Below are 11,797 nucleotides of genomic sequence, written 5' to 3'. Positions count from 1 at the left end.
GGGCGGCGCACTGGCGGTTTGCAAAAAAAGATCCCCCGCTGTCAGCGCATTCCGTTGAACCCACATTGTCATTACACACGGCTGATGTTGTACCATCATTGGATACCATGGTCTGACAGCAGGCGCCGGTTATCTGCGTAAGCGCCGGGCATTGCTCATAGGTCAAATCCTCACAGGCTTGATCCTCAAACCAGGAGCCTCCCAGCACAGAACACTGGGCTTGCGTTCTTGCATCTATACACCTTACTGGTAAGCTTGATCCATCAGTGACGGTTGTCGTCAGGCAACATGCCCCGGTGGATGGCGGTGCCATGGCCGGACATTGTTCTGACGTGAGCTCACCACATTGCCGATCGGCAAAAAAGGTTCCCGACAATTTCGTACAATTGCTTTTGAGCATCCCGCTTGCACATTTGGCCGTACCGTTATCATCATAACAACAGGCACCGTATGGGCTGCACTGGGCCTCTGTCAAATCGTCACAGGAGTGACTTTCGGACCAGGTGCCCTGGAGCAGATCGCATTTGTACTCAGTCAGACTGTCCAGGCATTGTACCGGGAACACCCCGCTTTCGTTCACATAGGAAATCTTCGGGTGGCAGCAACTGCCCACAGGTGCAGGAACCGGGCATTCTTCTGCGGTAAGGGCGGCGCACTGGCGGTTTGCAAAAAAAGATCCCCCGCTGTCAGCGCATTCCGTTGAACCCACATTGTCATTACACACGGCTGATGTTGTACCATCATTGGATACCATGGTCTGACAGCAGGCGCCCAGTCCGTTGTTCACAGGGCATTCATCCGGTGTGAGATCCAAACATTGGGTGTCCTTATAAAATATACCGTTCAGTTCAGTTATGCATACACGCTCAGATACATTATCATCACATCGAGTAACGGGAATACAGTTTTCTTTCAATGTATAGCAACAGGCACCGAATGGGGGGCACTGTGTTCCGGTTACATCGGGGTTTATTTCCGGATTTGAATCATCACAATCTCCGAAAATGCCTTTTAAATCAGCCTTTCTGTAATATTCAGTATCAGGTCTATTTTTGCTCCATCTGCTTGACCCATCGGAATAACCATCTCCATCAAAATCCTTGTACCAGCGTTTTTGCCCAATACTTTTCGAAAAAAAATAGAAATCCTCTCCATCAATATCATCGTCCCAGGTGATATCCAGACCTTGAATGGGATTATACAGCAATTCAATTTCTGTTTGAGATAACGCCCGGTCATAAATCCTGATTTCATCCATTTTACCGGAAAAAAAGCTTATCGGGAATGCCCCTTCCCATGCAGCACCAATAGCGATCGCCAGCGAAACTGAATTTTCAATCGGATCAAAATGATTTTTCGACCAAAGGAGCCTGCTGTTTTTATAGAACAGGACTCTGCTGTAATCAGCGCCGTCTTTTTCCACCACAATGGCAAGATGCTGCCAATCTTTGGTTTTTACTCCTTTGGAATAGGCTGATGTACCGATCCGGACGCTGTAACCGCCGTTGGAAAAGCCAATGCTGAGTGATGGGGATGATACCGCGGACTGTTTTCCCAGGAACATCCGGCCATCCGTAGTGTCTTGCGGGTTGATCCACATGGAGAGGGAAAAAACCTGGGGAAATTGAAATTTTTCAACTGCGATATAATCATCTTCACCGTCAAACTGATAAGCGCTGTCGGGTTTCCCAAATCGGTCATCTGTCAATAGAACACCATTTTTTTCAATACCAGTATATTGATTCTGTCCTGCATCCACAGGGCCGCCATCAAACGGATAGTGGGCGATCAGGCCGTCTCTGAGTCCTGCATAAGCCGTTAAAGAAATTAAAAAGAAGCTTACCCACAAAATACTTATCCAACAAACAGTCTGAATAATGGAACGTCTCATGCAGATTTTTTTCATCTTTTGTTCTCTCCTCCCTTTCTATACAGGTATACACCCGCTACAATCCTTTTATTGCCAGAGGTTTTCTGATAATATTCCCGCGGGTTCTGTCGGATTGCTCAGTTGCATATTTAGTGTGAAATCTGTTTCAGCATGTAAATCGGATCTTCAATACCGATTTTTCCATTTTCAGTTATATCATCAGGGGCAAGTCTCACGGGTTTGTCTTTTGCCTCTATATTGCTTAATAGCTCTAAAACCCGGATAACGCCCTGCAGTTGAAGGCTGTCAGCAGGATGAAAGCCGGCAACAGTATATGAAATCGAGGGGTCAAGGACAATACCTTTGGTGGTAACAAAATCAGAGAACTCCCCCGGATGACCTTCGGTCAGCCTGAGATCGCCTGCTGTAGGATTTGATCCGGAATAGTCAAAAAGGACACTCCCAAGGAGAACGTGATAACCGGATATACCTTTTGCCGGGTGATTTTCATCCAGTTTTCCCAGTAAAAAGACAATTTTTCCATCCCCTGTGATGTCCGGATCCGTATAAATCAGCGGGTTAACTGGGTTGCCCAAATACCAGTCAACCGAATTTTTCTCTGCCACCGGACTGGTCAGCCCCTCACCATAGCTTAGAACGAACCCTGCACAGAGAAGTTCTCCCCCGTTGGATATATCGGTTATATCAGCGAAAACCCTGACCCGCAATTTTTTTTGGTCGGATAGCAAGCCACTTTCTGTATAAAGTGAAACCTCAGTAGCACTTGCCAAACCACCCTGCATAATAAACACGCAAGCAGCAAAAAAAATCTTTTTCCATGTTTTCATAGACCCCCTCAATTGGCAATCATTGTACTTTAAGTTCTGCGTCGATCATTTTTTTTATTTCAGCCAACCCTCTTCTTTTCATCAGTCGGCCGTTTATAAAAATAGTCGGTGTTCCCTGTACCCCAGCCTTCCGACCATCGATGATGTCATTTTTAATTTGTCGGTTGAGCGAAGTCGACATCATGTCGGAATTGAATTTTTCCATGTCAAGTTTCAGGGTCAGGGCAAATTCTTTGAGTTTCTCTTCACTTAAAATTTTTGAGTTATCGAATAGAAGGTCATGCATAGGCCAGAACTTCCCTTGTTTTTGAGCTGCCATTGCGGCTGCCGCCGCCTGTCTGGCAAAATTGTGCATGCTCAAAGGAAAATTTTTGTAAACAATTTTAACTTGGTTGGGATAGGCCTCAGTTACTTGATCAAGGAGAATTCGGGCATTGTCGCAAAACACACATTGAAAGTCCGTAAAAATAACAACAGCGACTTGCGCATCTTCAGGCCCTCTGATCGGAGCGCCCTGGATGTTGATATTCTGTATAAAATCCAACTGCACAATGCGAATGTTTCCTGTGTTAGAGTCGGTAAGAAAAAGGATATCACCCCTTCCGGCTGAACTGATTAGATCTGCGGGAAAATTCAAGGGAAGAGATTCTTCTAAAAAACCGGTTAGCGAATAGATTTCAACTGTCCCTTGCTTTGTCAGAACAAACAAGCGCTTTCCATCCAAAGAAGTGCAAGTATCAATGGCAGTTCTCCCAGACTGAACCTGCCTGATTATCTGTAACTCTGCTTTGGCAAAAACAGTACTGGAAAATAAAAAAATCATTGCAAAGCAGGTGATTACAGAGATAATCAAGCAGGACTTTAACATGAGGGGTGGCCTCCATTTTCAGAAATTTAATATTTTTTTATTTTACAAAATTATGAAAAGAACCGCAAAAGTTTTATTTCGTTTTCATACATTGAAAGAAGATAGAAAGTATAAAAAATACCTGGATTAGCCGTTTCCCGCTATTGTTTGCTGAACTTTCCTGATTGATTCCCTATGCGTGATCGTTTCTGAATGAAGAATATTCAGGGTGCGTTTTACGTTATCACTCGATGAGTCGAAATGGGTAAATATATTTTTTTCAATCAGGGAATTTTCATAATCCATTGCACAGCCCAAGGCTGTTTTTATATCGTATTCATTTTTCATCGCCTTGTGCAAAATCTGTTCGAGCCGTGAAATAAATGCGTTCAACGTATACGTCGTTATTTTGCCTTCATCAAAGAATATTTTTCCTCTGTTAGCGGCATCAAATAATTTTTGGATCAATCTTGCGTGTCTGTGTTCCTCTTTTGACAATTGATTCCAAAATTTACTGTATTCAGGAAATTGTTCAGAAAAATGTCCGTAAAGCTTTGAAAGCATTTCTTCCTGTGTGATCAGTTGTTTTATAATTTTTTCTTGATCTGCTTTTAGTTCCATACAACTCAATACTCACATCTTTCATTATTTGTTGTGTTCATCAGAACATACCTATTATATATTAGAAAACGTATCAGCCGCAATACCTTGACAAAAAAAGGGCAGTCCTATATTAAGATTTCCTGATACAGTTATGGCCGATATGGGCAGATCTTAATTTTTTCATAACAAGAGTGCCCTATGGCAGGCCATGAAAGAACGCCTGAGCTGATCAGTTCTTTCATGGTTAAATATTATGATTTTTTATTATGTCGGATGTGTCCCGACAGGCCATGAATATAACGGCCATGCCCTGACGGACACAACAAACAATGAAAGATGTGAGTTGTAAGTATTGAGTTATGAGAAAAACAGCTTGTCTTAAATCTCACGAATCATCACTCAAAACTCGCTGCTTTCATATAAAACCAATCTCAAGGAGTGAAGATGAACATTTTATTTTTTGGCCCCAACGGCAGCGGCAAAGGCACCCAGGGAAAAATACTGAAAGACAAATACAACATTGCCCATGTTGAATCCGGTGCGATTTTCCGCGACAATATCAAGGGCGGCACCGAACTTGGCAAAAAAGCCAAAGCGTATATTGACAAGGGTGACCTGGTGCCTGATGATATCACCATCCCCATGATGATCGACCGTATCAAACAGGATGACTGCAAAAACGGCTGGCTGCTGGACGGTTTTCCAAGAAATAAAGTTCAGTCTGAAAAACTGCATGCCGCACTGAACGAACAGGGCATCAAACTTGACTACGTCATTGAAATGCTGCTGGACCGTGAAATTGCCAAAAACAGAATTATGGGCAGACGGTTGTGTGAAAATGACAACAACCATCCCAACAACATTTTCATCGACGCCATCAAACCTGACGGAGACAAATGCCGGGTATGCGGCGGTGCACTGAGTACCCGCGCCGATGACCAGGACGAGGCGGCCATCAACAAACGTCACGCCATCTATTATGACACCGAAACCGGTACCCTGGCCTCTTCTTATTACTTCAGAGATCTGCCTGATGCAGATTTCAAATACATCACCCTGAACGGCGAGCAGGCACTGCCCGACGTAACTGCAGAACTGATCTCCAAGCTGTAAATCAGCCTTGGTCATATTTTAGGCCTTGGTCATATTTTAGGCCATATGGATTTTCGGTAGGTTGGGTTGAGGAACGAAACCCAACAACTTATCGGTGTTGGGTTTCACTTTGTTCAACCCAACCTACGTTGTGGCCGATTTTATGACCAAGCCCTGTAAATCTATATAAAACCCGGACGTCTCCCCCTCATAGTATGTCCGGGTTTTTGTTTTGTCCTTGCCTTACCGCATTCAATTTGCTATAAAATACGGTTATAAATATTTTATATTTAAATCCATTTTGAAAGGGGCGATGCTGCTTGAAAGAAATTACTGTCACAGTTATTGATAATGACGTTGAAAAAGCGTTGCGTATTCTGAAGAAAAAAATTCAGAACGACGGACTGTTCAAACGTCTCAAGGTAAAGAAACATTTTGAAAAACCTTGTCAGTACAGAAGACGTAAGATGAGAGAGGCAATGAGAAGACAACGAATTGCCGCCTCAAAATCACGCAGAAGACGTAGCTGAGCATTAAAAGCCTGTTTAAAAATAGATGAATCGGCTGCAATCACAATCACATGAGATTTCGCTTCGATCCCTTAATTTTCAAACAGACTATAAAAATCACCCGGCGTATCAAATTGGTTGATATGTCGGGTTTTTTTATGGACACGTTTCATGGCAACCCTCCCTTATAAACAATGCCTGGAAAAAATTTACAAACTGGGCCGGTTCGGCATCAAGCTTGAGCTGGATACCATTTCAAATATCCTTTCACACCTCAACACCCCACAGAACAATTACAACATGGTTCATGTAGCCGGAACTAACGGCAAGGGATCTACTGCGACCTGCATTGCGTCAATCCTCAATGCGGCGGGGTTTAAAACGGGTATATACACAAGCCCCCACCTGGTCCGATTCAATGAACGGATCTGCGTGAACGGGCAGCAGATCAGCAATGCAGATGTGGTCAGCGCATACGAGGCCGTGAACGCTGCAGACAATAAGTTGTGCCAAGGATCACGGCGGGCTACTTTTTTTGAGATTGTTACGGCCATGGCCTTTTACCATTTTGCCCAAGAGATGGTTGAATGGGCGATTGTTGAAACCGGCATGGGCGGCAGGTTTGACGCCACCAATATTATTACGCCAAAGGTCAGTGTGATCACGAATCTCTCCATTGAGCACACCGATTACCTTGGACATACCATCAGGGACCTGGCCCGGGAAAAAGGCGGTATCATAAAACCGGGGGTGCCTGCAGTTACGGCCGTATCGCAGCCATCGGGAATAGATAAGCTAGTCCAAATCGCCAAAGATCGGGGATCAGGGCTTTACCGGTTTAAACGTGACTTTTCCATGCGCAACCCCCCTGGCCGGTCAACCTATAATTACAAGGGAATTTATCAAAACGTCAAAGACCTGACCAAACCGTTACCCGGAGAACACCAGCGGGAAAACCTGTCTCTGGCCCTGGCTGCCGTCGAACTTGTTTTTGAACAGAACCAGGGAACTGATCCACGATATGAACTGACCCGGGAACTGATTCACAAAGGACTTGCCCGGGTTAAATGGCCGGGCCGCCTTGAAAAAATCATGGATCAGCCCCTGGTTATCCTGGACGGGGCCCACAATCTCAAGGCATCTGTTCTGCTGGGCAAATACCTAAATCAGACATTAGGGGATAAGAAACTAACCCTTGTCATCGGCATTCTGGATGATAAACCCTATGAAGCCATGCTGGGTCAACTTTTGCCCAGGGTCCAGCGGGTCATTGTGACCAAAGCCAAAATTAACCGCAGTATTGAACCTGCGGTGCTGACCGCAGCAGTCAGAAAAACATTCAACGGGGAACTGCAGGTTATCGAAGATGTAAAAGACGCCGTATCCTACGCAATTTCTACAAGTTGCAATGAAGATGCCATCTGCATTGCAGGTTCCCTGTATGTGGCGGGAGAGGCTAAGGAAAAATTTGATATGGTTAAGGACTGAGACCGAAATAACGAAACCTGGGAGCGCAGGCGTCCCGCCTGCATCGTTACTGCGGGCGGGACGCCCGCGTTCCCGGAAATATAAAAATGGGCAAGTGATTTAAGACCCATTCATAAGGAGTGTTTATGGATAATTTACTTGATCATCCGTTAATTGAGCAGCGCTATTTTTTTCCGCGTAAGGGATTTTTTGCCGATCCTTTCTGGGTTGATGTTGATGGTGCCAGATTGGCATGCAGCTATCATGAAATTAACCCTGAGGCAAAAACGCTGGTACACTTTCACGGCAATGGTGAAATCGTTGATGATTGGCGCGGTGATTTTGTTACCTTGATTAATCAAATGGGGTGTAATTGCCTGTTGGCGGAATTACGTGGTTATGGCCAATCAAGTGGCCAGGCGCAATTGGGTAAAATGATCAGTGATGTCGTGCCGACGATCGAAGCATTAAAATGTAACGCGCAGGATTTAATTTTTTTCGGGCGCAGTGTTGGTTCTATTTTTGCCCTTGAAGCCGCCGCCCGTTTTCCTGATGCGGCCGGATTGGTTCTTGAAAGTGCGATTGCCGATGTGTTTGAACGGTTGTTATTACGTGTTCACCCTGATGAACTGAATGTTGATCTGGCAACCTTACGCAACGTTGTAGATCAGCAACTGAATCATCAGCGGAAAATCGCTTTATTTAAAGGCGATTTATTGGTGCTGCATTCAGTGCATGACGGCCTGGTTGATGTCAGCCATGGTCAGCGGCTCTATGATTGGGCAACGACGCGCAAAACCATTAAACTATTTGATCGGGGCGATCACAACAGCATTATGATGGTGAATGCCAGAGAATATTTTGCTTGTTTGGAAAATTTTATTCGTAGCTTGGACAGCAGCGGCTAATGCCCTGTTTAAAAATTGATGCATCGGCTGCAATCTCATGAGATTTTGCTTCGACCCCTTATTTTTTAAACAAGCTTTAAAGCCATGAAAAAGATCTTGGTGCATTTGCCCGTTGTTCTATGAGAATCACTATCCGGACCGTTTAGCAGTCATACTTGAAATCTTGACCTCAATCACGGCAGTTTCGGCCAGATCCTGCGTCCCAAATTCAAAGGTGCGGGAGCTGTACTGGGCCATAATACAGTTCAGGCCGTTTATTTTTTCTTCCGGGTCAACAAGGATACGTGCCGTTCCTTCGCCAATGATGCTGGTATAGAATGCGCCCCAATTGCAGGCAGATGCGTGTTTTTTTATCTTTTCAAGGTCATCAAATTCAAAACAGACCCGGTCGTTGGCAGCCAGGATATCAAGTTTGCGTCCCTTATCGGACCCGTGAAAATATAAAAAAGGCGAATCATATCCGAAATGTAAGGGCACCACATAAGGTTGCCCGTTATCTGACAGACCTAACCGGCAGACTTTAGCCTGTTTTATGATACCCTCAATCTGATCCTGATCGGTTATTTGCTTTTCTTTTCTACGCACAGCACCTCCTGTGTTAGCCGATTAAATTCTTGTTCATCCGCCCCTGTGACGCCCAAAGGACGGTTGGCATTGTCATGGCAGTCAGAACCGCCGGTGACAAGCAAGTCATATTTTTGCGCCCAAGACAAAAGCAGTGCCTTATGTTCCGGTGCATGGCCCGGGTAATGCACCTCAATTCCTTTGACACCGGCATCCAGGAGCTCAGGCAGCAGACGCGTCACGGTTTCCACAGGTGGCAGCACCTCCTTGTAATGCCCTTCTCCGGGAAAAGAACCGGCAGCCGGGTGGGCCAGCACGGCAATCACAGGTTCAGTTTCTAGAAACCCTTTCACCTGTTCAAGGTCTATCCCTGAAGGCAGATAGGCGGGACTGTCATTGCCGATGATCCGGTTAATGGTCTCTTTATCGGAAATACCCAGTTTTTCGTCCAGGGCCATGGCAAAATGGCGGCGGGAAGCATTGTCCGAATATGCGGCAATATCTTCAAAGACAAGATTCCTTGACAATAAAGGCGATTCACCGCCAGGCCCGAACACCTCGTTGATCTTTTCAATTCTTGCCCGGACCAGGCCCTGTCCCCGTCCTTGGGCCAGGAGGGTTTTAAACCGCGTGACAAACCCCGAATCTGTTAACAGTCCACTTGAAAAATAGGTCAGTACATGCAGGGTTCCCGTGAAAAATTCCCGTTTGAAGCGCACTGAGACCTCAACCCCCGGGAAAACATCCACGCCCTCTAATTTCCCGGCATCCAGTGCAGGTGCAAGTCCATCCAATGTATCATGGTCGGTTACCCCTAAAACCTTTATGCCCATACCTGCGGCCAGCGCCACAAGATCGCCCGGGGAAAAATCTCCGTCAGATGCGGTGGTGTGATTATGCAGATCTGCAAATATATGTGTCATCAACTGCCTCCTGCTGTTGTAATGTTACCTGAATTATACAATGCTGATTGTTTTATCACAATTTATCCCTGTCCGGACATACTTTCTTTTTTTAACCAATTTTTAATATTTTATTTAATTTTCACAGATTAAGTGATAAAAGCGAGTCTTTGAACTTTGAAAATCAATAAATATCCGGACTTAATTACCTATGGATCCTTTACATACCCTTGGAAAAATCAACTCTCCCGATCAGGCCCGAAATCTGTTTGCCGCAAAACTTGACAGCATACAATCAGCAAAAATTGCCAAGATCAAACACCCGGATGTACTGGTCCGTATCGCCAACGCCATTGCCCTTTGCAGGCCGTCAAACGTATTTATCAATACAGGATCAGAAGAAGATAAGGATATTATCCGAAAAATTGCCATTGAAAAAGGCGAGGAACGTGCCCTTGCCATGGCGGGACACACCATTCATTTTGATCTGGCCAGTGAGCAGGGCAGAATCGTGGATCGCACCTATTACATTGCCGAACCCGAGGATCTGGTATCCAGCCTTGCCAAGCGTATGCTCCCGGAAAACGCCACAAAAGAGATTGAAACCCACATGTCCGGCATCATGGAAAATCTGACCATGATTGTTGGATTTTACATGAGAGGGCCTGTGGGCTCCCCTGCAGCCAACCCGGCCCTGGAGCTGACATCCTCAGCCTATATATCCCACAGTGCAGAATTGCTTTACCGAAACGCCTTTGATGATTTTGATCACGAAGTTGAACAAAAGGGATATTTTTTCACCAATATACACTCCGAAGGCCTGAACCGTACCGAGGACCTTCCCCATGCCCGGGTGTTCATGGATCGAAAATACCAGACCACTTATGCCTGGAAATGCACCTATGCCGGCAATACCCTGCTGCTTAAAAAGGGTAATCACAGGTTTGCCGTGGACAAAGCCGTATACCGGGATCGAGGCAGGGAATTGTCCGAACATATGTTTATTACCGGTATCAATGGACCGGGTGGCCGGACGACCTGGTGTGCCGGCGCGGCCCCTTCCGGATGCGGAAAAACCACCACAGCCATGGCCGGCAATGTATTTATAGGCGATGACCTGGCCCAGATGTGGATTGCCCGGGACGGCAGCATCCGCACCATCAATCCGGAAAACGGTATATTCGGCATTGTGGAGGGGGTAAATATTAACGGTGATCCTTTGTTGATGAAAGTGTTGCGGCAGCCCGGCTGCGAAGTCATCTGGTCCAATGTTCTTGTTGACAAAGATTTTAAACCCCACTGGGTCGGCAATATGGAACCTGTCCCGGAGACCGGAATTAACTTCCAGGGAGAATGGCACCAGGGAAAAACCAATGACAAGGCAGAGCCCATTCCCATATCCCATCCCAATTCCAGGTGTACCATGGCCTCGGAAAATCTGGAAAACTACTCGCCTGAAGCAGCCAACCCGGACGGGGTAGTGACACGGATATTTACATATTCAGGCAGGGATGCGGACACCATGCCGCCGGTATGGGTGGCCAAGACCCCGGATGCCGGTGTGGTTATCGGCGCCTGTATTGTATCTGCCACCACGGCCACAGAGGTCGGCGTCACAGGCATTAAACGCGCACCCTGGGCCAACGCCCCTTTTATCCCCGGCGCGTTGGGTGATTACATGGATGCCCAGTTTAAATTCTTCAACAATCCTGACATTAAAGAACCATTCAAGCCGGTGATGGCAGGCCTGAATTATTTTCTAACCCACCGGGCCAGGGGCGGGAATTCAGACAAGCTTCTCGGAGAGAAGCAGGATGTTAAAGTGTGGCTGGCCTGGCTGGAAAGATATGCCCATAATGAAGTTGGATACCTGTCCACCCCCATCGGCAACCTGCCCTGCTACAATGATCTGGCTGAATTGTTCGATCAAATCATTGACAAGGCGTATCCCAGATCCCTTTATGATATGCAGTTTGCCCTGTACACGGTCAAAATCATCCAGCGCATTGAACTTCAGCAAAAGGCATATAAAAATGAAGAACACCTTCCGGAAAAACTGTTTAAGATCCTGGCAGCACAGAAGTCGGCCCTGATGGATCTGAAGGAAAAAGTTGGGGATGTCATCATGCCGGATTATTTTGAAAACCTGACTTAATCATGGTCGAGCGTTTTGCAAAATATGTATAG

At 46.0% G+C, this 11,797-nt stretch carries 11 protein-coding genes; 5 read left to right on the top strand and 6 right to left on the bottom strand.

The genetic code is table 11. The features are described from left to right. From HXW94_RS09705 to HXW94_RS09690, 4 genes are all read right to left on the bottom strand, one after another. Positions 1-1,906: LamG domain-containing protein (locus HXW94_RS09705; protein ID WP_178366704.1), on the bottom strand; the 1,906-nt coding region annotated here is incomplete at its 3' end. 113 nt (positions 1,907-2,019) lie between these two features. Then, positions 2,020-2,718 carry a hypothetical protein gene (locus HXW94_RS09700; protein ID WP_178366703.1) on the bottom strand — a complete coding sequence of 233 codons (699 nt, stop codon included), beginning with the start codon at positions 2,716-2,718 and terminating at the stop codon, positions 2,020-2,022. A gap of 19 nt (positions 2,719-2,737) precedes the next feature. Continuing rightward, positions 2,738-3,427, bottom strand: a complete 690-nt coding sequence (locus HXW94_RS09695) for a DsbA family protein (protein ID WP_218576653.1) — start codon at positions 3,425-3,427, stop codon at positions 2,738-2,740. Between the two features lie 285 nt (positions 3,428-3,712). Beyond that, entirely contained in the window at positions 3,713-4,186 is a 474-nt protein-coding gene (locus HXW94_RS09690; protein WP_178366701.1) for a ferritin family protein, read from the bottom strand. 426 nt (positions 4,187-4,612) lie between these two features. Between HXW94_RS09690 and HXW94_RS09685 the strand changes: the two genes are divergently transcribed. From HXW94_RS09685 to HXW94_RS09670, 4 genes are all read left to right on the top strand, one after another. Beyond that, positions 4,613-5,281: an adenylate kinase gene (locus HXW94_RS09685; protein ID WP_178366700.1), complete on the top strand. Its 669-nt coding sequence runs from the start codon at positions 4,613-4,615 to the stop codon at positions 5,279-5,281. Between the two features lie 299 nt (positions 5,282-5,580). Next, positions 5,581-5,790 (top strand): 30S ribosomal protein S21, encoded by a 210-nt coding sequence (gene rpsU, locus HXW94_RS09680; RefSeq protein WP_218576652.1) that lies wholly within the window; start codon positions 5,581-5,583, stop codon positions 5,788-5,790. A gap of 150 nt (positions 5,791-5,940) precedes the next feature. After that, the gene (locus tag HXW94_RS09675) at positions 5,941-7,257 is read left to right on the top strand and encodes a bifunctional folylpolyglutamate synthase/dihydrofolate synthase (RefSeq protein WP_178366699.1); all 1,317 of its coding nucleotides are present in this window, start codon (positions 5,941-5,943) and stop codon (positions 7,255-7,257) included. A gap of 125 nt (positions 7,258-7,382) precedes the next feature. Next, entirely contained in the window at positions 7,383-8,144 is a 762-nt protein-coding gene (locus HXW94_RS09670) for an alpha/beta hydrolase (RefSeq protein WP_178366698.1), read from the top strand. A gap of 129 nt (positions 8,145-8,273) precedes the next feature. Here HXW94_RS09670 and HXW94_RS09665 read toward each other — a convergent pair whose 3' ends face one another. Together HXW94_RS09665 and HXW94_RS09660 are read right to left on the bottom strand one after the other, a co-directional pair. Continuing rightward, positions 8,274-8,729, bottom strand: a complete 456-nt coding sequence (locus tag HXW94_RS09665; RefSeq protein WP_178366697.1) for a pyridoxamine 5'-phosphate oxidase family protein — start codon at positions 8,727-8,729, stop codon at positions 8,274-8,276. Next, positions 8,705-9,631, bottom strand: coding sequence for a PHP domain-containing protein (locus tag HXW94_RS09660; RefSeq protein WP_178366696.1), 927 nt, complete (start codon positions 9,629-9,631; stop codon positions 8,705-8,707). The genes HXW94_RS09665 and HXW94_RS09660 overlap by 25 nt, the downstream gene beginning before the upstream one ends. A 190-nt stretch (positions 9,632-9,821) precedes the next feature. Between HXW94_RS09660 and HXW94_RS09655 the strand changes: the two genes are divergently transcribed. Beyond that, positions 9,822-11,765: a phosphoenolpyruvate carboxykinase (GTP) gene (locus HXW94_RS09655; RefSeq protein WP_178366695.1), complete on the top strand. Its 1,944-nt coding sequence runs from the start codon at positions 9,822-9,824 to the stop codon at positions 11,763-11,765. The last annotated feature ends 32 nt before the right edge of the window (positions 11,766-11,797 follow it).

Origin of the sequence: Desulfobacter latus (assembly GCF_013389365.1) — a bacterium.
Classification (GTDB): Bacteria; Desulfobacterota; Desulfobacteria; order Desulfobacterales; family Desulfobacteraceae; genus Desulfobacter; species Desulfobacter latus.
The sequence above is the reverse complement of the archived record's forward strand: the minus strand, read 5'-3'. Positions and strand labels throughout refer to the sequence as shown.

Bases quoted from the DNA above. Each gene is read 5' to 3' on its own strand.
- HXW94_RS09660 (WP_178366696.1), bottom strand. From the start codon at position 9,631: ATGACACATATATTTGCAGATCTGCATAATCACACCACCGCATCTGAC.
- HXW94_RS09655 (WP_178366695.1), top strand. From the start codon at position 9,822: ATGGATCCTTTACATACCCTTGGAAAAATCAACTCTCCCGATCAGGCC.
- HXW94_RS09700 (WP_178366703.1), bottom strand. From the start codon at position 2,718: ATGAAAACATGGAAAAAGATTTTTTTTGCTGCTTGCGTGTTTATTATG.
- HXW94_RS09670 (WP_178366698.1), top strand. From the start codon at position 7,383: ATGGATAATTTACTTGATCATCCGTTAATTGAGCAGCGCTATTTTTTT.
- HXW94_RS09685 (WP_178366700.1), top strand. From the start codon at position 4,613: ATGAACATTTTATTTTTTGGCCCCAACGGCAGCGGCAAAGGCACCCAG.
- HXW94_RS09690 (WP_178366701.1), bottom strand. From the start codon at position 4,186: ATGGAACTAAAAGCAGATCAAGAAAAAATTATAAAACAACTGATCACA.
- HXW94_RS09675 (WP_178366699.1), top strand. From the start codon at position 5,941: ATGGCAACCCTCCCTTATAAACAATGCCTGGAAAAAATTTACAAACTG.